The following is a 25,651-nucleotide window of genomic DNA, read 5'->3' as shown; positions in this document are numbered from 1 at the left end:
CTATGCAATCTACCGCTAAGAAAATCAGCGCTGCAATGATGCTGACCGCCACACTGGCTGCAGGTTACTGGTGGGGGAAAACACAATCGTCGCCAGACACCGGAATTGCCGCACCGCAAGCCGCTAACGGGGAACGGAAAGTGCTGTATTACCGCAATCCGATGGGGCTGCCCGATACTTCGCTGGTGCCGAAGAAAGATCCAATGGGCATGGATTATCTGCCGGTTTATGAAAATGAAGGCAAGGAACCGTCTGCGGAACAGAATGTTGTGACCATCAGCACGGAAAAAGTGCAGAAGCTCGGTGTGCGTACCGAAGCCGCGGAGATGCGTGAACTGATCCGCACCGTGCGGGCGGTTGCGACGATTCAAACCGATGAGCGCAAGCAATACACCTTCGTGACCAAGTTTGAGGGCTGGATACACCGGCTGTACGTCAATACCACCGGGCAAGCGGTCAAGAAAGGCGAGGCCTTGATGGATGTCTACAGCCCCGAGCTGATTACCGCACAGCAGGAGTATCTGATCGCGATCAGAGGGTTGCAGTCCGTCGTGAATGGCGATGCGGCTGTGCGTGCCGCGATGCAGCGGCTGGTCGATGGCGCATTGCAGAAGCTGCGTAATTGGAATATTGCCGAAGCCGAGCTACGGCGCCTGCAACAGACCGGCGAAGTGCAGCAGTACATGGCGCTGCGTGCACCAGCCGATGGCGTGGTAATGGAAAAGCAAGCAGTCATGGGGCAACGTTTTATGCCGGGGGAAATGTTGTATCAATTCGCCGATTTGTCGAGCGTGTGGATATTGGCGGATGTATTTGAACAGGATCTGGGCATGATTCATCCCGGTCAGCTGGTGACAGTCCGGGTGGATGCTTATCCCGACAAGATTTTCAACGGCGAAGTCGCTTTCATCTATCCGGCGGTCACGCCGGAAACGCGCACCGCGAGCGTGCGCATCGTGCTGCCGAATCCCGATCGTTTACTCAAACCCGCCATGTATGCGCGGGTCGAGTTCGCGTCGTTTCACAGCAAGCATAAAGTGCTGACCGTCGCGGATTCCGCCGTGCTGGATACGGGCACCCGGCGGATGGTGTTGGTTGATTTGGGTTCGGGCCGGTTTGAGCCGCGCACGGTCAAGCTCGGCATGCATGCTGATGGTTATGCCGAGGTGCTGGGCGGGCTTCGGGCCGGTGAAAACGTGGTCGTCAAGGCGAATTTCCTGATCGATGCGGAGAGCAACTTCAAAAGCGCGCTCGATAGTTTCGGCCACAACACCTATTACCCGGTTGATAAGCAGGAAGTCGAATCCAGTTCGGCTGTCTTGTCACCTTCTCAAGTGCAATACCGCGGTGAAGGACGCATCGATGCGATTGATTTCGCGCATGCCACGATGACGCTGGCGCATGGCCCGATCGAAAGCCTGAAGTGGCCTGCGATGACGATGGATTTCCGTATCCGGGAAGCGGCATTGCTGCAATCGTTCAAGCCGGGGCAAAAAGTTATCTTTGAGATCGCCGAAGAACCGGACGGCGAGTTTGTCATTGTTCGTATCCAGCCTGCGGATACCTTTCACGATCACTAAGGGAACACCATGATGCTGAAAAAAGTCATTGAATGGTCGATCCGTAATGTTTTCCTGGTGTTGCTGAGCACCTTATTTATCGCCGGGTGGGGACTCTACGCGCTATGGAAAATGCCGGTCGACGCGATTCCCGATCTGTCTGACGTGCAGGTTATCATCTACACGGAATATCCGGGTCAAGCGCCGCAAGTTGTCGAAGATCAAGTCACCTATCCGCTCACCACGGCCATGCTGGCCGTGCCGCGCGCAAAAGTGGCGCGCGGCTTGTCTGCATTCGGAGTTTCATTCATCTATGTCATTTTTGAAGACGGCACCGATATTTACTGGGCGCGATCGCGCGTGCTGGAATATCTGAATTTTGCCGCCAACCAGTTACCCCGCGACGTACGGCCCGCGCTTGGTCCGGATGCCACCGGCGTCGGCTGGATTTATCAGTACGTTGTGACGGGTAAGGATCGCACCCTGGATGAATTGCGTGCTGTTCAAGATTGGTTCCTGCGCTATCAATTAACCACCGTATCCGGCGTTTCGGAAGTCGCCAGCGTCGGCGGGTTCGTTAAAACCTACCAAATCACGGTCGACCCGCGCCGCCTGCAAGCGTATGACATTCCATTGAAACGTATCACCGAAGTGATCGCCGCGAGTAACCGCGACGTCGGCGGACGTGTCATCGAATTGGCGGAAACGGAATACATGGTGCGTGGCCGCGGTTACCTGCGCAACAGCAGCGATCTGGAGAATCTGGTAGTCAGGGCGCATATCGGTAAACCAGTGCTGTTACGCGATGTCGCCAGGGTGGAACTGGTTCCCGGTGAGCGCCGCGGCATCACCGAGCTGAACGGCGAAGGTGAGGCGGTTTCCGGCATTGCGGTGGCGCGCTACGGCGAAAATGCGCTGGATGTGATTCACGATCTCGAAGCGAAAATCGATCAGATCAAATCCGGTCTGCCGCAGGGTGTGTCGGTTGAGTCGGTGTACAATCGTTCCGAATTGATTCACCGCGCCATTGCGACGCTGCGAGAAGTGTTTGTCGAGCAGATTGCGATTGTGGCGTTGGTGTGCGCGGTGTTTCTGATGCATGCGCGCAGCGCGCTGGTGGCGATCATCATGCTGCCGGTTGGCGTGCTGATCGCATTCATTGCCATGGCGCAGCTCGGCATCAATTCCAATATTATGAGCCTGGCCGGTATTGCGCTGGCGATTGCGGAAATGACCGATGCTGCCATCGTCATGGTGGAAAATGCGCATAAGCATTTGGCGCGTGCCGGGCCGGGCGAATCGCGCACGCAAGCGGTTATCACCGCGTGCCAGGAAGTCGGTCCGTCATTATTCTTCAGCTTGTTGATCATTACCGTCTCATTCCTGCCGGTATTCGCGCTGGAAGCGCAAGAAGGGCGTATGTTTCAGCCGCTCGCCTACACCAAAACCTTTGCCATGGCCGGTGCGGCTATGTTATCCATCACCCTGGTTCCGGTACTGATCCTGCTGTTGATCCGCGGGCGGATACCGCGCGAAGAAGATAATCCGCTGGGCCGCTGGATGATTCGCGGGTACCAGCCGGTTGTGGCCGGGGTGATGCGCTGGAAAAAATCCATATTAGTGATCGCACTGGGCGTGCTGGCAGCTACGGTGTATCCGGCAATGCGGTTAGGCACTGAATTCATGCCAACATTAAACGAAGGTACGCTGTTATACATGCCTGTCACCTTACCGGGGATTTCGGTAACCAAAGCGGCGGAAACGATGCAAACGCAAAACAAAATCATCATGAATTTTCCCGAAGTCGCCTCGGTGTTCGGTAAAGCCGGGCGCGCCGATACCGCCACCGATCCGGCGCCGCTGGAAATGACTGAAACGATCATTAACCTGAAGCCGGAAAACGCATGGCGGCCCGGTATGACCATCGATAAATTAATCGCCGAGCTGGATCAAGCACTGCAAATTCCCGGTGTCGCGAACGCTTGGACCATGCCGATCAAAAACCGCATCGACATGCTGGCCACCGGCATCCGCACCCCGGTCGGCGTTAAAGTTTTTGGCAATAATCTGAAAGAAATCGAGGCCATCGCGAAGCAGATCGAGGCCGTGCTGAAAGCCGTGCCCGGCACCGCCAGTGCTTATGCGGAGCGGATTACCGGCGGCTATTATCTAGACATCGAACCGGACCGGATGGCGCTGGCGCGTTACGGCCTGACGGTTGGCGACTTGCTCGACGTCGTCTCCGTTGCCATGGGTAGCGAAGTCATTACCACCACGGTGGAAGGCCGTGAACGTTTCGATGTCGCAATCCGCTATCCGCGCGAACTGCGCAGCGATCCGCAGGCCATCGCCACGCAAGTGCTAGTACCAGCTCAGGGCGGCACGATGATTCCATTGGGGCAATTGGCGCAAGTCAAACTGGTGCAAGGGCCGCCCAGCATCCGCACCGAAAATGCGCTGCTGTCCGCCTACATCTTCGTCGACATCCGCGACCGAGACATCGGCGGCTATATCGCCGATGCGCAACAGGCGGTGCGCGAGCAAGTGCAATTTCCGCCGGGTTACTATGCTACCTGGAGCGGTCAGTTTGAATACATGCAGCGCGCCACCGAGAAACTAAAAATCGTCATCCCGTTGACTGTTCTGATGGTGTTCTTGCTGGTGTATTTGAATTTTGGCCGCTTAACCGAAACGTTGATCGTGATGTTGTCGATACCGTTCTCGCTGGTCGGCGGCATCTGGCTGATGTATTGGCTGGAATACAACCTCAGCATTGCTGCCGTGGTCGGTTTCATTGGTCTGATCGGCATAGCCGCCGAATCCGGCATGGTGATGCTGACGTTTATCGACCAATCGCTAACCACGATCACCCGGCAACGCAAAGCGATGGCTGAGAAAGTAGCATTGACGGATTTGTACGACGCCGTGGTGCAAGGCGCGGTGTACCGCATCCGCCCCGTCATGATGACCATCGCCGGCAGCGTGGTCGGCTTGCTACCCGTCATGCTTAGCACCGGCACCGGCTCCGAAGTCATGCGCCGCATCGCCGCCCCGATGGTCGGCGGCATGGTGTCGGCGGCGATCCTGACACTGATCATTTTCCCGGCGGTGTATGCGGTGGTGAAGGGGGTTTCGATACGGCGGGCGAGTGCATAAAGAATGGCTGGCGGCTCTATTTTTGCTCGATTCGCTTACAATCTAATTACACATAATAGTGTACACTTAAATCGTGCACACAATATTTGAGAGGATATAGCGATGAAGAATATTACCTTGAGCGCGGATGACAAATTGATCGAAGCCGCCCGTGCCCGTGCTCGTGCTGAACAAACCACATTGAACGAGCAATTTCGCCGTTGGCTGACCGATTATGTCCGACAGGAGCAGAAAACCGGATCGGCGATGGCATTGATCGAAGAATTGCGCGGACAAGTGCGAACGGGCGGCCGTAAATTCACGCGCGAGGAAATGAATGAGCGGTGATTTTATCGATACCAACATTTTCATCTACCTGTTCGATGAAACCGATGATCGAAAACGCGCAATCGCGGAAAAATTGATTCAGCAGGCGCTGGAGACGCGCAATGCTTGTATCAGTTACCAAGTGATCCAGGAAACACTCAACGTTGTGACCCGCAAACTGCCATCCCCGATGAGTACGGAAAATGCCCGGCGCTTTCTCGAGCAAATTTTGATTCCGCTATGGCAAACCATGCCAAGTCTTGCCCTGTATCAACAGGGGCTCGAACTTCAGGCACGTTGCGGCTTTAGCTTTTACGATGCCTTGATTGTCGCTGCAGCACTTGAATCCGGTTGCACCCGCTTATACACAGAAGATTTGCAGCACGGACAGCAAGTCGGTGAGCTGTTGATTGAAAATCCGTTTCGTGAGTGAAGGACAAAAGAGTTTGCTTCGACAATGCTCGAGATTTACTCCATTGACTCAATCACGATTGGAAAAGTGAAATGACAGATAAGTTTATCGAACTTCATAGGACTTTTCGTGATCTGCCGAAAGAAGCAAATGAAAGCGATGACACGGACTTCAGTCAATGGCTTCCTACTGATAAGCGCCTGCGCTGGCCGGATCTGGTTCAAGAGTACCGCTTGGTTATTTTATCCGAAGCCGGTTCGGGCAAAACGACCGAAATCCGTAACATCGCACACTCACTTAGAAACCAAGGAAAATCAGCGTTCTTTCTTCGCCTGGAACATGTTGCTGAAGAATTTGAAGATTCTTTTGAAGAAGGAACTTACGAAGAATTTGTTGCGTGGTTAACATCAAACAACGAAGGATGGCTTTTTCTCGATTCGGTAGATGAGGCACGTCTTCGAAATCCCCGTGACTTCGAACTGGCGATTCGCAAATTGAGCCGAAAAATTAGTTCCGCAAAAGACCGTGCGCATATTGTCATCACCGGTCGAACAACAGCGTGGCGGCCTAAAACTGATCTCAATTATTGCAACGATTGCTTTCCCTATGCACCAGCTGCTACATCAAAGCACGATCCAAAAGCAAATATTGTTGAATCGGAAGAAGCGATTCAACCTGACGGAAGCGTGCTAACCGAAACCATCCCGAAGAAAGAAAATGATTCATTTTTCAGGATCGTTGCATTGGATGATCTTGCATCCGATCAAATCAAAGTTTTTGTCAAAGCGCGAGGAATCGCGGATAGCAAGGCTTTTCTTGACGCAGTGGAACGCGCGGATGCGTGGTCGTTTACAGCGCGTCCTCAGGACTTGGAGGAATTAACCGGATTCTGGCTTATTCAAGGCCGGATCGGGAGCCGTCTTGAGATCATGAGAAATAGCATTGATCGCAGATTAACTGAACGCGACCCGGATCGCGCCGATGTCAGTCCGCTTTCGGCAGAGCGTGCTCGACAGGGAGCAAGATTACTGGCAGCAGCAGCGACACTGATGCGTGAATCAACAATCAAGGTTCCGGATGGTAGCGCTAATTCCAAAGGAATCGATGTTCGATCCGTACTGCCGGATTGGAATAGCAAGGATCAATCGACACTGTTGTCATTGCCAATTTTCGATGAAGCGATTTATGGCACGGTGCGCTTTCATCATCGTTCGGTACGAGAATACTTAACCGCCGAGTGGTTTGACGGATTGTTCAAGCGTGAAACATCGCGACGGAATATCGAAGCATTATTCTTTCGCAATCAATACGGTTTGGATATTGTCGCCCCCACGCTGCGCCCCATCTTGCCTTGGTTGATTCTGTGGGATGAAAAGATCAGAGATCGTATCCGTAAACTGTCGCCAGAAATCCTTTTCGAAGGAGGTGATCCAAGTCAGTTACCTTGGGAAGTACGCAGGAACGTACTGCACGATGTTTGCAAACAAATGGCTGATTATGCGACGGACGGTACCATGCGAGACAAAGCAGCAGTGCAGCGATTTGCAGGTCCCGATCTAACCGATGACGTGCTGGCATTGCTCCGGGAGTATGCGGATAATGACGACCTGAAAGCATTCCTGCTTCGTATGGTATGGATCGGACAGCTTGAAGGTGCACGGCAGGAAGTCATGGAGGTTGCCCTCAATCCTCAGGCGGAACGTTATGTGCGCATCGTGGCATTCAGAGCCATCAAAGCAATTGGTTCCAAAGAAGATCAAGAACATGTCCGTCAAAATTTTCTAGCCGAAGCACCAAGACTTAGCCGTGAATGGCTTGCCGAGCTTGTGGAATTCATAAATCCGACAGAGAAGGCGCTGATTTGGCTATTGGCATGTTTGGAGAAGGTCGAGCCGACGGAAAATCCCATCGCGGATAATTTGCTTTACAACTTATCTGCATTCGTTGAAGTTGCTGATATTGACCTGCTTCCCCAACTTGTTGCTGGCTTAAACAGATTGCTTGACTTTCCGCCACTCATCGAACGGCCACTTTGTGAAATATCCGAGCAATTTCACTGGTTGATTGCACCAGCCTGCAAGGCTGTTGAACGATTGACTTCAATTCGTCATTCTGCTTCACTCGAACCGGATGCACTCGAAATTCTGTATAAACTGTCTTCAGTACGTGAGTACGGAATCGATCGCTCATCCGATGTCAAAGCAGAGTTCTCAAAGCTGATTCCTGTATGGAAGGAGTTGAATAGCGCGTTATTTTGGTACGAAGTGCGAAAGTCCAGAAATGCTAGGAACAAAAACAATGGGGCACGGCTGACCGAGTTTTTTCAAATTCCATTCCGGCCGTTCTGGCGATTCGAGGAAAGCGATTTTGAATCTATTACCGAAGAAATTTCCAATCGAACGTTTCTGGATGATCGCTTGGTTGCTTTGTCATTGGCTTTTGATCTTTACAAAAAAGCTGGTCGAACAGCTGTCTGGCGTAGGCAACTGAAAAAACTGGTTGCTGACAGTAAGGAGCTATCCGAGCGCCTTAGTTCTTATTTAAAGCCTCCTGCACAAGATTTAATTTATCGACGCCTGAAACAGGAGGAATCGAAATCGAACAGGCAGCATAAGGCTTACCAAAAACAACAGCAAAAATATCATGCAGACTGGAAGGAATACTTCAACGAGAAACTTGACGAAGCTTCAGCCGCACTTCGTGAGAATCCTGGGATTCTGACAAATGATTTGCTTTATCTCTTTGATCAAACCCGGAAAAAGAAAAATTCAACGAACCGCTGGACCGATTATAACTGGCGAGCACTGATACCCGAATACGGGGAAAAAGTTGCGCGATTTTATCGCGATAGCACTGTTTGTTTTTGGCGGCATTACAAACCGAAATTACGATCAGAAGGCGCACCGCTCAATGAAACAACTTATAACGTCATTATTGGGTTGATTGGTCTTGAAATTGAAGCTCATGAGACCACAGATTGGCCGAAGCATTTCAATCCCGAAACAGTCGAACTGGCTTGCAGGTATGCAAGCTTTGAATTGAACGGTTTTCCGGTGTGGTTTCCCCGGTTTTTTGAAACATACCCGCAGCTTGTAAGCGATTTTCTCATGCAAGAAATCCGCTATGAATTGTCGATAGAAACGCAGGATACTCCAACGCATTACATCATCAGCGATTTGAGCTGGACAGGACAGTGGGCTTGGGATCAAATTGCACCGGAATTGTATGATCTGCTGAACGGCATGGAACCAAAGAATCTGGCTAACCTTGATAAGCTGCTCAAGGTTGTTCAAGGTTCGGCATTAACAGATAATCAGATTGAAGCGTTGGCTTCTCAAAAATGCCACAATTTGATGGAGTGGGATCATGTGGCTCGCTGGTTTGCCGTATGGATGAGCGTTACACCCGATGAAGCAATGTCAGTGCTCATTGCCCGCATTGAGTCGATATCCGATCCGGAGCAACAAACTTTGTTCGCGATGGTTTTTGTTACCCAACTGCTAGGCGGGCGTAGTACTGATAGCTCTGCGGTGCGGCAGGCATTCAAAACACCGCAACATTTGAAATCGCTTTATCTGCTGATGCACAAATATATTCGACGTGAAGACGACATCGATCGTGCTGGAAAAGGCGTATATTCACCCGGATTAAGAGATGATGCGCAAGATGCACGGAGTAATTTGTTCAAGTTACTGAATCAAATTCCCGGTAAAGAATCATTTCAAGCGCTGAGGAAAATTGCCGAGACGCATCCAAACGAAAAATCCCGGCAATGGGCGCTGCTTCAAGCAAAAACGAAAGCCGAACAAGACGGCGATATCGAGGTCTGGAAGCCTGAGCAAGTGAAAGAATTTAACGATCAATTGGAGCGTACTCCGAGCAATCATAAAGAATTGTATGAGCTGGCTGTTTTGCGGCTTGAGGATCTCAAGCACGACTTGGAGCATGGTGACAGCAGCATTGCCAGTACTCTACAAAAGATTACACTCGAAACTGAGATGCGCAAATTCATTGGACGAGAGTTGCGTGAGAAGGCATTTGGGCGCTACTCCATTCAACAGGAAGAGGAATTGGCCGATGCCAAGAGGATTGACCTGAGATTCAAGGGAATGAGCTTTGATGGCCCTGTTCCTGTTGAACTCAAGCTTGCGGATAACTGGAGCGGGCCAAAGCTATTTGAACGACTTGAAAATCAGCTTTGTGGTGACTACTTGCGGGATGATCGATCTAATCGGGGTGTTTTAGTTCTCATATATCGAGGTGAACAACGTCACTGGGAAATCCATGATAGTGGTCGACTGGATTTCATCAGGCTGGTTGAAGCACTGCAGAAGCATTGGCAGCACATTTCTCCGGAATTTCCGGAAGTTGATGACATAACAGTCATCGGAATCGATTTGACCAAAAGATCATGTTGATTCAATTTCGATCAGTTATCCCAGTGTTTGACAACCTAGGCGGCTTTCAGTACATTCAACGCGCATGGAATAGGTGATTTATCTTTCCTCAGCCCTCTCTTCCAAACTAAGCATCATTCACTGGTTCTTCAATATGTCTGCACCGGATTACAAACAATACACCTGCAATCTTTGTGGCAAAGAGTCTATGGTAGTGCCGGATTTTCACCGCGAGGGGGGAGCGTGCCAACACTGTGGATCGATTGTCCGTTTTCGTGCATTGATGTTTGCACTGTCACACCATTTTTATGGCAAACCAGTTTCGCTTGCTAATTTTTCACCTGACCGGAACCAAAAAGCGCTGGGGTTGAGTGATGCGCCGCATTATGCTGATAAACTTAATAATCTATTTGACTACACGAATTATTTTTACCATACAGAACCATACCTAGACATTTGCAATATAGAAAATATGGTGGTAGGTAGTTATGACTTACTGATTAGTTCTGATGTTTATGAGCATGTTTCGCCACCCCGTCATGTCGCATTTGTTAACAGTTGGCATTTGTTAAAACCGGACGGACTGATGTTGTTGACAGTCCCTTATACGATGTTGCCAAGAACGGTTGAACATTTTCCGCATTTGAATCAGTTTGGAATTGTCCGGGATCAGCAAGGTATGCTGTTGGTTAATCAACGCAAAGATCAGAGTATAGAGGTATATGACCGGTTAACCTGGCATGGAGGAGAAGGTTCGACACTTGAAATGCGAGTCTATGCAGAGGCGGATTTATTGCAAATTATTGCAGATGCTGGTTTCAAGAATATTAAAGTTTGGTGTGATGATTATCCGGAATTTGGCATTTTGCAGGCACAGCAAGGTGGCAGTTTCGTAATCAGTGCGGCTAAGGATGGTAACCGTATACCGGTTGCCGTTACACAACATGATCCTTATATCGATAATATTTATCCTGAAGATGCTGAAGTTGATCATTTTCTGGTTAATCGGCCGACTCGTATCACCGGTGAGCGAGCCAAGAAAGCCATTGCGCAATGGAAGGATGAGAAAACCGTCAAAACAGCTTCACCATTTTCCAGAATAAGGCAATATTTGCATAAAATGTTTAGCTAGGTTGAAGTGACGTAAGGAACTCCGGCATTCCCGTCATGCCGCGTGCAATCCTGGATTCCCACCTGCGCCGGAATGACGATGCGCAACGCCCTGAAAATCAAACCTTACCATTGACATAACGTCTCCAAAAAATCTCGAACTGGCAACACTCAAGACACTACTCACTTGCACCCCAGTGCTTCAACAATCTTGGCAATGGAGATTTCCGGTATTTTTCCAGATACGCCGGATACCATGATGACTTATGATTCCGGGAATTTAACTTACATTAAGCACAAAAAATAATGCACCTGCAGCATATTGCGCTGGCCATCGCGGTGGCGGTGATCTGGGGATTCAATTTCGTCATGATCAAGGCCGGGCTTGAGGAGTTGCCGCCGATTCTGCTGTGCGCGTTGCGGTTCTTTTTTGCGGCGTTTCCGGCGGTCTTCTTCATCCGGCGGTCTAACATCGCTTTCCGGCAAGTGGCAGCTTTCGGGTTGGTCATGTTCGCGTTGCAATTCACTTTGCTATTTTTTGGCATGGCTGCTGGAACAACAGCAGGTCTCGCTTCGTTGCTGTTGCAAGTTCAGGTGTTTTTTACCATCTTGCTGGCCGTCATGTTTTTGCATGAAAAGCCGTCCGGCTGGCAGATCGCCGGGGCGATTATTGCATTCTCCGGTATCGGGCTTGTCGCCGCCAATCTGGGCGGCGATATTTCGGCGCTGGGCATGGGGTTGATCATTGCAGCAGCGGCTTCGTGGAGTGCGGGCAATCTGATTTCCAAACGGCTTGGTAAGATTGATATGCTGGCGCTGGTCGTTTGGGGAAGTTTCGTTGCATGGCCGCCGCTTTTGCTGGTGTCATTCATCTTTGAACAAAACTTCTGGGATCTCGAAAGTTTATCCGGGCTCACGTGGCGCTCTGCCGCCGCCATTGGCTATAATGCGTACCCGGTTACCCTGCTGGGCTTTGCGGCGTGGAACTGGTTAATGAGTCATTATCCGGCGGCGACAGTGGCGCCATTTTCGCTGCTTGTGCCGGTGTTTGGGTTTGCGAGTTCCGCATGGGTATTGAACGAACCCATCCATCCGTGGAAAATCGGTGCCGCCACTTTAATTATTGCGGGTCTTTGTATAAATTTGCTGGCAACCCGCCTCGCCGCACGCAACTACCGGAGTTAATCTGATTTTATGGACAAACGGCCCACTTTCATCCCGGCGTTCCATTTTCACTGGCTGACGCGTTACTACGATCCTATGATGCGGTGGCTCTTTCCCGAATCGGGAATCAAGGCGGCATTGATTGCGCAAGCCAAAGTGCAGTCCGGGCAGACAGTTTTGGACATGGGTTGCGGTACCGGAACGCTGACGTTGCTGATCAAACAAACCGAACCGGGTGCGGTAGTTCATGCACTGGATATGGATTTGCAGGCTTTGAACATCGCACGCGAAAAGATCGAGAAAGCGGAGCAAAACATCACCCTGCAACAAGGTTCGGCAACCTGTCTGCCTTATCCGGATGAAAGTTTTGATCGTGTATTCGCCAGTTTGATGCTGCATCATCTGACGAGAGAAGATAAGCAGCAAGCGCTCCGGGAAGCGTTTCGCGTGCTCAAGCCCGGCGGCGAGCTGCATGTGGCGGATTTTGGCGCGCCGCATGATGCCGGCATGTGGTTGATTTCTTGGTTCGTGCGCTGGTTTGAAGAGATTCACGATCATATGCTGGGTCTGCTGCCGGTTTTTATGGCGGATGCGGGATTTGATCCAGTGCGGGAGGTTGCGTTTTACCGAACCTTGGTAGGTCCCATCTCCTTATACTTTGCCAGCAAACCCGCAAGTAACGATGTAGCGAGGATGGGAGTCATATGATTCTTGTAATCAAGTATCCATGATGGTTTTGCTTTTCAATTTATCCGGTTTTGATTGTCTTGATTGATAAGGTTTCTCGCTATTGCGGCCGATTCTTGTGGATTTCGTACGGAACGGTTGTAAATAGCCTTTTTTGTGTATGTTTATGATAGGCGTGGCAGAGAAGGGTACTAGTTTTTAAAAACTGTAGAGATTAAGATCGCCTCTGAGTAGTAATCAAATTAGGTGTAAGAAATCTCAGGGTTGTTTACAGTATCCAGGAGAATACTCTAAAGGAACATATACAAACGCACTCGATTGATCTTATTGGGTCGACAGGAAATCCGGCGGTTTATTAAGCCCGGCTGTGTAAGGTAGTACAGTAGACAATAATGATGCCGATGAATCTTGTTTATAACAAATTCATTGATCGTTTTGGAATCAAGCTGATTGATTTTGATGACTTCAGAAACAATAATTTTCATGTCGTGACAGAACTACGACGATGAGGAATGTTGACTCGATATAAGTTTGCTGATCAACGGTTTGTCATTGATCTTCATCGAAGTCAAAAAAACCGAATAAACGCGAAGACATTTTGGCAGTTAACTCAAATCCACCGCAACGTGGTGAACCTGCCGGTCATTTACAAGCGGAATCATACCTTGTGGCCGTCCTGGCTTACCGGTGACTATGCTATCGATCACGTTACCATCCACCGTTATATGCATCGCATGACTTAATTCCGTACCGTTGCATTTAACGGTGATGTGATAGAAAGTCTCACGAAAGCGGTAGTGGATGATGTACGACTTCCACTGCGCCGGGATGCACGGGGTTATGCGTAAATGGTCTACTTCCAATCGCAGACCGAGCAGTGTTTCCACGGTCAGCCGGTACATCCAGCCTGCTGCACCGGTATACCAAGTCCAACCGCCTCGTCCGACATGGGGTGCTACCCCATAAATATCCGCGCACATGACGTACGGCTCGACTTTATAACGCTCGATCTCCGCCGGTGTCCGGCCGTGGTTAAGGGGATTGAGCATGGCAAACAATTCCCAGGTGCGTTCCCGGTCACCTAGCAGGGCAAATGCCATCGCAGACCAAATCGCAGCATGGGTATACTGCCCGCCATTTTCACGGATGCCGGGAACATAACCCTTGATATACCCGGGTTCAAGTTCTGATTGATCAAAGGGAGGATCGAACAGCTGAGCTAGCTGCTTATCGCGCCGTATCAGGCGCTTGTCGACTGCTGTCATCGCTTGCCGGGCACGCACGGTGTTTCCGCCACCTGAAATGACTGCCCAGCTCTGACTGATTGAATCGATTTGACATTCATCGTTGCTGGACGAGCCGAGCGGTGTGCCGTCATCGAAATAGGCTCGCCGGTACCATTCTCCGTCCCAGGCATTGGCCTCGATATGGTTGCTCAGCAATTTAGCCTGTTCGTCACAAACATCGGCGAAAGCTTGGTCTCCCCGGCTCTGTGCCAAGCCGGAAAACAGCTGAAGGTTTGCGTACAAGAACCATGCCAGCCAGACACTTTCGCCCTTGCCATCGCGGCCGACATGATTCATGCCATCATTCCAGTCTCCGCATCCTATCAGGGGTAACTGATGTTCCCCAAAGCGCAGGCCATGTTTAATGGCGCGTATGCAATGCTCGTAAAGGCTTGCTGCTTCTGCGGAACGCTGAGGCTGGTCGTAGTACGCTTCTTCTTCCGGATATAACTCGCGGCCTTCCAGAAAGTGGATCGATTCATCCAGTACACCGGTATCGCCAGTCGCCAGCACATAATGGCAGGTCACATACGGCAGCCACAGATAATCATCGGAAAAATGCGTGCGCACGCCTTGCCCGTTGGGGGGATGCCACCAGTGCTGCACATCGCCTTGCAGAAATTGCCGTCCGGCGCAACGTATGAGTTGATCACGGGCAAGCCACGGTGTGGCATGAATCAGTGCCATACTGTCCTGCAATTGATCGCGGAAACCGTACGCGCCACCGGACTGATAATATCCGCTACGGCCCCAGAACCGGCAGGATAGTGTTTGGTAGATAAGCCAGCCATTGGTCAGAACATCCAAAGCAGGATCCGGTGTTTCTACACGTACCGCGCTCAGCGTGTGGTTCCAGTAGTTCCACACCTCTTCCAATGCTTGCCGGGCGCCTGAAATTCCACCATATTGTTCGATAAACTGCTGCGCTTCGCCGGTGCTTTGCGCTGCGCCGAAGAGAAACACGATTTCGCGTTCTTGTCCTGCAGCCAGTTCGATTTGCGTCTGGATTGCAGCGCATGGATCGAGACCTGCGCCTGTCTTGCCGGACAAGCGTTTGCGCCGCATTGCCGCTGGATTCGACAACAAGCCATTGCGGCCAATGAACTCGGTGCGATTTCCGGTCACTGAGCATTCTTGTTCGCTCACTTTCACAAAGACAACTCGTTTGGCGTATTCGCGGCCGTACGCGTTGCGAGCCAACAGCGCTCCACTATGCGGCTCCACTTCAGTCACAATGTGCATTAAATTAGTGTGCCGCCATTCACCGAGTACCAGTTCCCAGTAGCCGGTTAGCGATAATCGCCGTGCGCGCTTGGAATGATTGCGTAGCTTGATCACCACGAATTTCACCGGCGCATTCATAGCGACATAGGTATGCAGTTCCGAAGAAATCCCCACCTGGTAATGTTCGAATACGCTGTATCCAAACCCATGGCGGCATACATATCCGGATTGACCGCCGCTTGGCAAGGGCGTTGGTGACCAGAACACCCCGCTATCGTCATCGCGGATGTAGAACATTTCACCGCTGCTGTCGCTCAGTGGATCGTTGTGCCAAGTGGTCAAGCGGAATTCGTGCGCGTTTTCCACCCAGGTATAGGCACTGCCGCTCTCACTCACAACCGTGCCGATGTGCGGACTGGCAATGACATTGACCCACGGTGCGGGCGTACTTTTACCGGGTTCCAACGTAATGACATACTCGCGCCCATCGGGCGTAAATCCCCCCAAACCGTTGTAAAATATCCGTTCGCGTATTGGCAACGGGGTTACTGGTTCAGAGACCGGCAGTAACCGGGGCTCCAGGAGATCCGAAACCCGTTCGGATGATATGCGGCGTTCCAATGGCTCGATCAATGTTTCGGACGTGTCGCTAAATACGATACGAGCAGCCGTCTGGAGCAAGACTCTTTCATCTTCGGTCAGTTCTTCGGTACGCCGCACGAAAACCCCGCCGGGCTTGTCAATGATTTGCCCGTCCGATCCCGCATTAATCAAACCTATGACCTGGTCGTGCAAAGTTGCCCGGTAACCCGAAAAATCTTCGTTCACGATCACCAGGTCGACGGCCAAGCCTTTCATGCGCCAGTAGGCATGCGCTTGCAGCGCTTGTTTGACCAAATCGATACGATTCAGGTTACCGATTCTAATCAGTACGATCGGTAAATCACCTGAAATAGCAAAGCGCCAAAGCCCGGATTGACCCAACTGGTTGCGGGCAATGATGCTGGGAGCAGCGCGCCGCAATGCATTGCTGAATATGATGGAGCTCGCAAGGCGGCCGTAGATCTGCGCATCGGTTTCGGTGGCGTTGATGAGGCGCAGCACTTCCTGACTCTGGAACCATGCCATTTCAAAAGCGCGTTCCACGAAGTGCCGGTCGCAATAATTTTCCAGCAACGCCAAAGCGCCTTCACGCGTACTTGCCACACCCGAGATGATCTGCACCGTGGCCGATTCATCCGGCAGCAAAGTAATGGTGCGGCGGATGGATACGATCGGATCAAGCACCGAACCGTCCGTGTTCGACAAGACTGACGAACGATTATTCTTATCCAATACCACTGGATTAAACGCCGTCCGCCCGCGCCCGATGAATTTCGCACGGTCCGTTTCATAAGACGGCTCGCCAATTACCGCACCCGGTGCCGCCATGAGATGAAACATCCAGGGAATCTGTTCTTCCGGTGTGCGCCGCCGCCGTGTGCAGAGAATCGCCTGTTTATCGGGGACTATTTCCGTTTGCACGAACAAATTACTGAACGTGCGATGAGCCAGGTCTGAATTCAGCGCTGCCAGCACTACTTCCGCATAACTCGTTACTTCAATGTGACGGATACGGAGTGATTGGTTAGTGAGCGTGACACGGCGGATTTCCACATTGTCCTCGGGTGAAACGCTGATCTCAGTGTGCGTTTCAATCGCCTGATCGCGGCGGCGGTATTCCGCGCGCGCTTGTACGAAAATCGCTTCATAGTGATCGGCTTTGCGCAGCGTGGGCTGATACGCGGTGGACCAATACTGTCCGGAATCACGATCACGCAAATAAATGAAGGTGCCCCAGCTATCGGAAGTGGCATCCTCGCGCCAGCGGGTAACGGCCATATCGCGCCAGCGGCTGTAACCGCCACCGGCATGAGTCGCCATGACGTGATACTGACCGTTGGACAATAGATGCACTTCCGGTATCAGCGTGTCCGGGTTGGTGAAAACCCGCATGATAGCACCGGCTTCTGCGGCCGCCGGGCGCGCTGCGGCGCTGACTTCCGCCGCATGAGGATGTAATGTTGCGCCTTTCTTCGGTACACGTTCTTGCAGCAACAATTTTGTCGCTTGGGCGAGCGGATCGGACATAAAGCGGCGTTCCATCGGATGATCGAGCAATACATGCGCGAAGGCCAGCAGGCTCATGCCTTGGTGATGCGCCATGAAGGTGCGCACAATAGAACGTGTCTTGCCACGCGGCACGCGCGATGGCGTGTAATCGACGGCCTCATAAAATCCATACGCGCCGAGTAAGCCATTGGCAGCTAGCATTTGCAGGTTAACGCACGCTTCGCGCGGCATCACGGTCAACGCCAGCGCGCTGGCGTAAGGCGCAATGACCAGATCATCTCCCAGGCCTCGCTTGAAGCCCAGTCCTGGCACACCGAATGCCCTATATTGATAGACTTGATGCAGGTCGGTGGTGTTATAGCAGGATTCGGAAATTCCCCATGGTACATCGCGTTGCCTGCCGTATTCGATCTGGCGCAACACGGCGGCTTTGCAGGTTTGCTCCAATAACGTGTTTTCGTAACTGGGCATAATCAGACGCGGCATCAGGTACTCGAACATTGAGCCGCTCCAGGAAATCAGGCTCACGTTACTGCCATGACTGGTCAGCAGACGGCCAAGTGAAAACCAATGCCTTTGCGGTATCTGTCCTTGCGCGATGAGCAAGAAACTGGCTAAGCGCGCTTCGGAAGCCAGCAGATCGTAACAGGATTGATCGCGGCGCCGTTCGCCTACATCGTAGCCGATGGCCAGCAAGTCGCGCGATTTGTCATAGAGAAACTCAAAATCCATGATCGCGAGCTTGCGGCAACGATCCGCCAGATCATTGATAAGAGTGATTCGTTCCCGTGCACTTCTGATGGTTCCGGTTGGAAGCTGCGTTTCAGTATCTGCCGCATTTCCCTTGATCAATTCCAGCAATGCCGGAATGTGGTGAAAATTCTGCGGTTCAGGTACCAAGTATCGAAGATCCTCTTGGAGTGCGCTAATTTGCTGATTGAATGCCCGTACCCAGTAATACAGTTCGCCATCGATATCGATATTTGCAGGCAGCCAGGTCACCAACTCTTCGCCAATAAAACGAATTTTCTCCAGCGAGCTATCCACAGCTGCCAATGTGTGCGGCGGCCCATTCGCTATCAGTGTGCGCAGATTATCTTCAAGCGCTTTGACACGCTGTGCAAGATTCGAGGCAGGTGATGCGGGTACATGCTCTGCGAGCACAGACAAGGTATCCTGCAACCCTTGAAACGCATTGGCTGAAAGAACCGGTTGATCTTTCAACTCGATCAATCCTGCTTGCAAAGTGAGCAAACTACCGGCCAGATTGCCGCTATCCACGGAAGAAATATATTGCGGGTGCAATGGTTTAAGTGTGCGCGTGTCATACCAGTTGTAAAAATGGCCGGAGTAGCGTTCCAGCTTTTCCATCGTTTCCAGGGTGTTTTGAGTCCGATGCAGGAATTCGCCCGCGGAGATATAACCAAAATCATATGCAGCCAAATCGGCCAGCAATGACATGCCGATATTCGTTGGAGATGTGCGTGTGGCAATAGCTTTGGCCGGATGCTCCTGAAAATTGTCGGGTGGCAGCCAATTGTCCTGCGGACCCGCAAACTGCGCGAAGTAGCGCCACGTCCGCCGGGCGGATGTGCGCAGAAACACAAGCTGATCGGCCGTCAGTTGAGGTACTGGCGATGAAAGCGGTTTGCTGATCCACCAGCCAACAACCGGTGACAATAACCAGCCTAACAAAACCGGTGCGCAGGACAACAATCCAGCGGATTGATTGTGTGCCAATAACAGGAACAACAACACCGCCGAGGCCGGTCCGATCCACATCTCCTGCACAAAATCGGCCAAGGTGCGGCGCGCATTGCGATGCGTATAGGATGGCAAGTGCCACAGCATCAAGCCGTGACGCGTAAACAACATGCGCAATCCCGAACGCACGATTGCACCCAGACTGATCAACGCATCGTATGGCAGTAGAATCAAAGTCAGCACAGCGAGCGTAATGGGGCGGCCTGCTAAAATGCCGGTCAAATTAATGTGCACCAGCCAATCCCGTTCTGCCGGTTTACGGATGAATTCGATCAGCGTTCCCAGCAAGATGGGCAAAAACACTACGCTTGCGGCCAGCAGAGTCCAGAACCATGCGTGTCCCGGACCGAATAGCCAGCCTCCTGCCAGTAAAGCCAACAGCGACGGCGACACGAGGCTGCGCCGGAGGTTGTCGAATATTTTCCATATTAATAATGCAGTGAGCGGATTCGGTTGCCGCTTTGTTTTTGCTTGTTCGGAGCCGGGTGGCCCGGGTACGTGCGGCAGCAACCAGCCCGCAAGTTGCCAATCGCCGCGTATCCAGCGGTGCCGACGGCTGGCTTCTATGGCGTAACTGGCCGGATGTTCTTCGATGAGATCAACATCGGTTACCAGCGCGCAACGGGCATATCCGCTTTCCAGCAAGTCGTGGCTCAGAATAAGGTTTTCGGGAAAACAGCCATCGACAGCCTGACGAAAGGCATCCACATCGTAAATCCCTTTACCGATGAATGACCCCTCGCCAAAAATATCTTGATACACATCGGATACTTCGCGTGAATAGGGATCAATGCCCGATTCACCGGCAAACAATTTTGTAAACCGCGATTGGCCCGCGCTGGTTAAGCTGATGGAAACACGTGGTTGCAGAATCGCATAGCCTTCGACGATGCGCCGCTTTTCAGTATCGTATACCGGCCGGTTGAGCGGATGGGCGATGTTACCGATCAGAGTGCGTGCCGCATCGCGGGGAAGCTGCGTGTCGGTATCCAGCGTGATGACGTATTGGATCGATTCCAAGATGGAAATCTCTCCGGCGATCTCCGAAAATGCCGTTTTGGCTGCGCCGCGCAGTAAGGCATTGAATTGCTCCAGTTTGCCGCGCTTGCGCTCGTAGCCCATCCATACTTGTTCGTAAGGGTTCCACACCCGCGGGCGGTGAAACCAATAGAAAATGCACGGACGGTCGTCTTGGTAAGCGGCATTGAGTCTCTGCACAGCTGTACGCGCATACGCCAGTAATGCGTCATCTTCCGGTTGTGTGCATTGCGGCGCATCGCGGAAATCCGTCAGCAAGGCAAAGAACAGATTGGAGTCACGATTGCCGAGATAGCGGATCTCCAGGGCTTCGAGCAGATCATCGATTTCCTGCGGTTTGCTCAGCAAAGTGGGAACGACCACCATGGTGCGGTGAGCCGCTGGGATACCACTGGAAAAATCCAGCCTTGGCAATGTGCGCGGAGGAAAAATAAGCGTAACGAATAAATTGACCAGTGGCACCGCCAATGCCGATGCCGCAATGATGCCGGTCATCGCAAAAAACCAATAGCGCCAGTCTTGCAGCCCGAGATCGTCGAACGCAAACAGTGCGGCCGATGCAGTCAATACGCTGAGCAGCAGAATCGGACCCAGATAAAGGAATAGATTGAAATGCCGGCTCGCGCGGCTAATCCGTAATTTCCACGAGGGCCGGAAACCGGTTGCGCGTTCCAGTACCAGCCGGCCGTGACTGATCAGATAATATCCAACATGGGCGGTACGATCACTGACATCAAGCCGTTCTGCCGCTGCCTGGGCCAGAACAATAGCTTCCCGTGCCACTTCCGGTTCACTGTGCGAGCTGCTCCTTGCCACATCCTCGATGACATGCCGGTAGCGGTCGCGGGTGGCAAAATCCTGGCAGATGTGCATCCCCGCCGGATCTTCACGCAATATCTCTTCGACAACACTGAGTAACTCAACGTAATCCCGCCAGTTCATGGTATCGATAACACGCAGACTGCCGATACTGTTGGCGATGGAGATCTGATTGGCCGCTGCGGTGCGGCCGGCCGACTCTGATAGTTGTGTTGCCGTTACACCTTGTTCTAACAGCTTTTGTTCAAGCCAGGTTTGAACGAATGCCATCGCAGGTCCTTGAGCCTGGAGCCGGGCATAGAATTCCTCTACAAACGGCGCAGTCAAGGGTACATCGGCATTGGCGAATTCGGCCAGCAATTGGATCAGCTGCTTCGGCTTATTCTCAGCGGTCGCAAGCATGCGATCCGCCCAGCTGATGGCCGTGTTGAGATCTTCGCGGCGGCGGGCGATACGCAATGCGACGCGGCGGAGGTTTTCTATCAACGCCAGCTGCAACATGATCGGGAATGCCCATAATTCACCGAGTTTTAACGGTTCTACTGTCTGGTAGGCGGCGATAAATTGGGTGACGTTTTCCTTGTCGACACGGCCATCCATGTGGGAAATCAATTGCAATGCCAAATCATAAATGCGGGGAAAACCGGCTGACGGGCCATTTGCCAATCGCGGCAATTGGCGGCTGTATCCGCGTGGCAAATGCCGGCGCGCTTGACCAATTTGCTGTTCGATGAGATAAAAATTATCAAGCAGCCAAGCCTCCGCCGGAATGATTCGTTGTCCCGGTGCTGCCGCGGTCACAACGTCATAGGCCGCTAGCAGGATGCGTTCATTGTCCGCTAATCGCGGCAACAACCGGTCTGGTCCAGGATGCGGATCGATCTCGTACTGTCCAGCCAGCGTTGCGCCGTGACGTTTCAATTGCTCGATGCTGAACAGCTCGGAGCGTAATAACTCCGTATCCTGGGCATTGTGGAGTATGTTTCGTGTACGTGCTGAAAATTCGAACTCTTTGATGTTAATAACATTCTCCTTGCTCGAACTTGTGGAAGTCAGCGTAGCGCCGGTTTTATAGGCTGTATGTGCCAAGAACCATTACGCTGTGTTTATTACTTCGGTGAAACTATGATTAAAATCTTTCTGCATCCGGATTGCCCTAGCGATGAATAGGCCTCTGCTGCTGTGTTTGAAGGAAATTATACTGATCGGAATATAGGGGCGTATGTGCGATAACGTACATAGAATCTCTCCGGAGTGGCAAACCCGGTTACCGGCGATGCCTGTTTTTGCTGCACAAATCTCAAGAAACCGGGGTGATCCGGTATTTATTTCAGGATAAGTTCGTTGTCGCACAGACTGAATGTAGCGATGTATATAGGCTTACAAACAAGTGATGCGAGACGTGATTCCATGTTTTGATCATCGCTTGAAGTTAATTGTCAGGAGACAATCATGAACAAAGATCAAGTGAAAGGCCGTTTCGAAGAAACCAAAGGTAAAGCTAAAGAAGTTGCCGGCAAAATATTGGACAATAAAGAAATGGAAGTAAAAGGCAATATCCAGAAAAATGTCGGAAAAATTCAGGCGGGTGTCGGCGATGCCAAAGAAGACATCAAAGAAGCTAAAAAAACTTGCTAGCAAAGCGCATGTGACTGATCTGTAACAGTCTGGCCGGAATTTCCGGGCTGGCTGTTACGGAGCAACAACTCAATCTATTGAATACGCATTTAACTGGAATTATAAAATGAACATAAAAACCAATATTCTATTTGCCATCGTCTTAATCATATCGCTTTGCTCGTTTAGTGCTCTTGCAGCCGAAAGTCATCTGGATGAAGCGATCCAGCATGCTGAGGCAGCGATCAAAGCAACCGATGGAAAAACTGTCGCTAAACATGCCGAAGAAGCAAAAACCCATGCAAATGCTTCAAAAGCCGAAAAAACTTCCGCAAAAAATGCCGCTGTACATATCGATGCCGGTATTAAGAGCCTGGACGAAGCAATTAAGCAAGGTAAATCCGGAGCTACGGATTTAGCAAAGAAAGCTGCTGAAGAAGCAGTGGCTCATTTGAAACAAGCTGCATAGTGGTTTAATTCATTCCGGTAGCAATAAAAAAGCAGCGGGTTAATCCCCGCTGCTTTTTTTTAAACTTTTGGAAGGGTATACGGTTCGGCTATCGGGTAGTTTTGTCAATTTTTTGGGAGAAATTCTCAAAACTAAGAAATGAATACAACACGAGTACTTACAGTTATATTTTTTCTAATAAAATTAAGATCAACAGAATGGTCAAGATCAACCCCAGTCCGCCACTCGGTCCATATCCCCACCCACGGCTATGTGGCCAGATGGGTATGACGCCAACGAGCATCAAAATAATAATTAAAAGTAAAATTGCGCTAAGTGACATGGAAATACTCCTGCTCAAAGAATGTTAAATTGAAAAGCCGTATCTGAATACAGCACAGGCAGCCTAGCGATAATCCCCGGAAGAATCTGTACGCTAGCGCACACTGTATTGAGCGGGAATATGTTATAAAGCTCAAGGCATATAGTTTTTTCTATATTGTTGATAATAATTTGAGGGTTTACGTGATGGATACGCACTGCAGCCCTAAAAAAAACCACCTCCTGACGGCGTTACCGGAAACAGAATACCAGCGCATTTTTCCTCATCTTGAACTGGTCGAGATGCCCCTGGGCGATGTGATTTACGAATCAGGAGAAAAACTCCAGTACGTTTATTTTCCCATGGATTGCATCATATCGCTGCTGTATGTGATGGAGAATGGCGCCTCAGCGGAAATTGCCGTGGTCGGTTTTGAGGGAGTTGTCGGTATTGCTCTTTTCATGGGCGGGCAAACCATGCCGAATCGTGCCGTAGTGCAGAGCGCAGGATATTGCTATCGAGTACGGCAGCAGCTATTTATGCAAGAATTTAACCGCCATGGCGCGCTACTGCATAAATTGCTGAACTACACACAAGCACTCATTACCCAGATGTCCCAAACGGCGGTGTGCAACCGGCATCATTCAGTCGATCAACAGCTCTGCCGCTGGCTGCTGCTAAGCCTCGATCGTCTTTCTTCGAATGAATTGGCCATGACGCAGGAATTAATTGCCAATATGTTAGGCGTACGCCGTGAAGGCGTCACTGAAGCGGCCGGAAAATTGCAACAGGCAGGTTTGATTCAATACAGCCGCGGCCATATCATCGTGCTGGACCGGAAAGGATTGGAAGAACGAGTCTGTGAATGCTATCAGGTGGTTAGGAAGGAATTCGATCGTATACTTCATCCCTGATCTTTGTCTGACGACACTGATCATCTATTTTTTCACGCAATCAATCGATCACAAGCTTACTCTCGCCAGCGGAAAGAGCCGGTCACTTGGGTTTGATTCAACACTGAGAATCCCCGGAAAAACCGGGGCATTCAACGATCAATCATCGGGTTTGTGATTTCTCGCTGCAAAAAATTGGCTTTGTAGATTAATCAGCTGTGTTTCGTGGTGTGTCAAGCTAAATGCAGGTACGTACACTACCGCACAGACAATCAAAATTTTCTTATGTAACTTGCCCCTTTTAACGTGTCGGGCCAAATACCTTTTTCTTTATTCCTCAGAGATATGGATACTGATATCTCACTGATCAACCGGTTTATTTTTATACTTTGAGAATGCTGATGTCACTTGCTCCAGTCGTTACCGGCACTAATCATCTGTTAGCTGCCTTACCTAGCGATGATTCAGAACAGTTACTTGCGCGTTGTGTAGAAACTGAACTTGTTTTTGCAGACACTCTGTATCGCTCTGGCGATCCCATATCGCATGTTTATTTCCCAACCACGAGCATTGTTTCCCTGGTCACGCCGATTGATAGCAATCACAACCTGGAAGTAGGATTGGTCGGTTATGAAGGCATGTTCGGTCTTCCTCTCATCTTGTCAATTAATGTCGCCTCCTATAATGCAGTGGTTCAGGGAGCAGGTCAGGCATTGCGCTTATCGGCCCCCTTATTTCTACAAGAAATTGAGACAAATGCTGCATTTAAGCAGGAATTAAAACGCTACCTGTATGTTGTAATGAGCCAGATTGCTCAAACGGCTGGATGTAACCGTTTCCATGTGGTGGAAGCTCGCCTTGCGCGCTGGCTATTGATGACACAGGACCGGGCGCAATCAGATCAATTTCATGTCACGCATGTATTCCTGGCTTATATGTTGGGGGTGCGGCGTGTCGGCATTACTAAGGCGGCGAATTCTCTACAAAATAAGGCATTAATCAGTTACAAACGAGGAGATATTAAGATTCTCGACCGTACCGGACTGGAAGCGGCTTCCTGCGAGTGCTATCGCACGGAAAAAGCACTGTACGAAAGAATTCTAGGCTAGGAATAAATCCGGCGCACGATGATATGTGCGGGAACGTACAGATTTATATCGGGGATAAGAGAAAAATAACCCAATGATGGACTGATAAGAAACACGCAATCGATATTCCACTGTTCTATCGATTGCGGCGCTTTTAGCGTATTTATACCTTGATAATACAGGAGAATTGATGAAACAGATCATATTCTGCCGTGCACAGTTCTTGAGGATTTTGCCAATCGCATTGTT

Annotated in this window: 14 protein-coding genes; 12 read left to right on the top strand and 2 right to left on the bottom strand. The window is 50.8% G+C overall.

Annotated elements, in window-relative coordinates; genetic code table 11:
- Window positions 1-2 precede the first annotated feature (2 nt).
- The 8 genes from R2083_RS14350 (at window position 3) to R2083_RS14315 (ending at window position 12,812) form a co-directional block, all read left to right on the top strand.
- Window positions 3-1,580, top strand: a complete 1,578-nt coding sequence (locus R2083_RS14350) for an efflux RND transporter periplasmic adaptor subunit (RefSeq protein WP_317538851.1) — start codon at window positions 3-5, stop codon at window positions 1,578-1,580.
- 12 nt (window positions 1,581-1,592) lie between these two features.
- Window positions 1,593-4,715, top strand: a complete 3,123-nt coding sequence (locus tag R2083_RS14345) for a CusA/CzcA family heavy metal efflux RND transporter (RefSeq protein ID WP_317539008.1) — start codon at window positions 1,593-1,595, stop codon at window positions 4,713-4,715.
- A 102-nt stretch (window positions 4,716-4,817) separates the two neighbouring features.
- Window positions 4,818-5,042: a hypothetical protein gene (locus tag R2083_RS14340; protein WP_317538850.1), complete on the top strand. Its 225-nt coding sequence runs from the start codon at window positions 4,818-4,820 to the stop codon at window positions 5,040-5,042.
- On the top strand, window positions 5,032-5,454 hold the full coding sequence (locus R2083_RS14335) for a PIN domain-containing protein (protein WP_317538849.1): 423 nt from the start codon (window positions 5,032-5,034) through the stop codon (window positions 5,452-5,454). Before R2083_RS14340 ends, R2083_RS14335 begins: the two co-directional genes overlap by 11 nt.
- A 71-nt stretch (window positions 5,455-5,525) precedes the next feature.
- Window positions 5,526-9,851, top strand: a complete 4,326-nt coding sequence (locus R2083_RS14330; protein ID WP_317538848.1) for a hypothetical protein — start codon at window positions 5,526-5,528, stop codon at window positions 9,849-9,851.
- Window positions 9,852-9,924: 73 nt separating this feature from the next.
- Complete coding sequence (locus R2083_RS14325; RefSeq protein ID WP_317538847.1) at window positions 9,925-10,962, top strand: hypothetical protein; 1,038 nt, start codon at window positions 9,925-9,927, stop codon at window positions 10,960-10,962.
- 284 nt (window positions 10,963-11,246) lie between these two features.
- On the top strand, window positions 11,247-12,125 hold the full coding sequence (locus R2083_RS14320; RefSeq protein ID WP_317538846.1) for an EamA family transporter: 879 nt from the start codon (window positions 11,247-11,249) through the stop codon (window positions 12,123-12,125).
- 9 nt (window positions 12,126-12,134) lie between these two features.
- The gene (locus tag R2083_RS14315) at window positions 12,135-12,812 is read left to right on the top strand and encodes a class I SAM-dependent methyltransferase (RefSeq protein WP_317538845.1); all 678 of its coding nucleotides are present in this window, start codon (window positions 12,135-12,137) and stop codon (window positions 12,810-12,812) included.
- A 584-nt stretch (window positions 12,813-13,396) separates the two neighbouring features.
- On the opposite strand, the gene R2083_RS14310 is transcribed toward R2083_RS14315, so the two are convergent.
- Window positions 13,397-22,051, bottom strand: a complete 8,655-nt coding sequence (locus R2083_RS14310; RefSeq protein ID WP_411172547.1) for a GH36-type glycosyl hydrolase domain-containing protein — start codon at window positions 22,049-22,051, stop codon at window positions 13,397-13,399.
- Window positions 22,052-22,486: 435 nt separating this feature from the next.
- On the opposite strand from R2083_RS14310, the gene R2083_RS14305 reads away from it, so the two are divergent.
- Both R2083_RS14305 and smbP read left to right on the top strand, forming a co-directional pair.
- Window positions 22,487-22,672, top strand: coding sequence for a CsbD family protein (locus tag R2083_RS14305; protein WP_317531890.1), 186 nt, complete (start codon window positions 22,487-22,489; stop codon window positions 22,670-22,672).
- A 106-nt stretch (window positions 22,673-22,778) separates the two neighbouring features.
- Window positions 22,779-23,120 (top strand): small metal-binding protein SmbP, encoded by a 342-nt coding sequence (gene smbP / locus R2083_RS14300; protein ID WP_317531889.1) that lies wholly within the window; start codon window positions 22,779-22,781, stop codon window positions 23,118-23,120.
- Between the two features lie 163 nt (window positions 23,121-23,283).
- Here smbP and R2083_RS14295 read toward each other — a convergent pair whose 3' ends face one another.
- On the bottom strand, window positions 23,284-23,442 hold the full coding sequence (locus R2083_RS14295; protein ID WP_317531888.1) for a DUF3309 family protein: 159 nt from the start codon (window positions 23,440-23,442) through the stop codon (window positions 23,284-23,286).
- Window positions 23,443-23,627: 185 nt separating this feature from the next.
- On the opposite strand from R2083_RS14295, the gene R2083_RS14290 reads away from it, so the two are divergent.
- Entirely contained in the window at window positions 23,628-24,335 is a 708-nt protein-coding gene (locus R2083_RS14290) for a Crp/Fnr family transcriptional regulator (protein WP_317531887.1), read from the top strand.
- 380 nt (window positions 24,336-24,715) lie between these two features.
- The gene (locus R2083_RS14285) at window positions 24,716-25,423 is read left to right on the top strand and encodes a Crp/Fnr family transcriptional regulator (RefSeq protein WP_317531886.1); all 708 of its coding nucleotides are present in this window, start codon (window positions 24,716-24,718) and stop codon (window positions 25,421-25,423) included.
- Window positions 25,424-25,651 lie beyond the last annotated feature (228 nt).

This window comes from Nitrosomonas sp. Is35 (assembly GCF_033063295.1).
GTDB lineage: Bacteria > Pseudomonadota > Gammaproteobacteria > Burkholderiales > Nitrosomonadaceae > Nitrosomonas.
Note: the sequence above shows the minus strand (reverse complement) of the source record. Positions and strands in the feature narration are given on the sequence as shown.

Coding starts and splice junctions, on each gene's coding strand:
- R2083_RS14350 (WP_317538851.1), top strand. CDS start 3: ATGCAATCTACCGCTAAGAAAATCAGCGCTGCAATGATGCTGACCGCC.
- R2083_RS14345 (WP_317539008.1), top strand. CDS start 1,593: ATGCTGAAAAAAGTCATTGAATGGTCGATCCGTAATGTTTTCCTGGTG.
- R2083_RS14340 (WP_317538850.1), top strand. CDS start 4,818: ATGAAGAATATTACCTTGAGCGCGGATGACAAATTGATCGAAGCCGCC.
- R2083_RS14335 (WP_317538849.1), top strand. CDS start 5,032: ATGAGCGGTGATTTTATCGATACCAACATTTTCATCTACCTGTTCGAT.
- R2083_RS14330 (WP_317538848.1), top strand. CDS start 5,526: ATGACAGATAAGTTTATCGAACTTCATAGGACTTTTCGTGATCTGCCG.
- R2083_RS14320 (WP_317538846.1), top strand. CDS start 11,247: ATGCACCTGCAGCATATTGCGCTGGCCATCGCGGTGGCGGTGATCTGG.
- R2083_RS14315 (WP_317538845.1), top strand. CDS start 12,135: ATGGACAAACGGCCCACTTTCATCCCGGCGTTCCATTTTCACTGGCTG.
- R2083_RS14305 (WP_317531890.1), top strand. CDS start 22,487: ATGAACAAAGATCAAGTGAAAGGCCGTTTCGAAGAAACCAAAGGTAAA.
- smbP (WP_317531889.1), top strand. CDS start 22,779: ATGAACATAAAAACCAATATTCTATTTGCCATCGTCTTAATCATATCG.
- R2083_RS14295 (WP_317531888.1), bottom strand. CDS start 23,442: ATGTCACTTAGCGCAATTTTACTTTTAATTATTATTTTGATGCTCGTT.
- R2083_RS14290 (WP_317531887.1), top strand. CDS start 23,628: ATGGATACGCACTGCAGCCCTAAAAAAAACCACCTCCTGACGGCGTTA.
- R2083_RS14285 (WP_317531886.1), top strand. CDS start 24,716: ATGTCACTTGCTCCAGTCGTTACCGGCACTAATCATCTGTTAGCTGCC.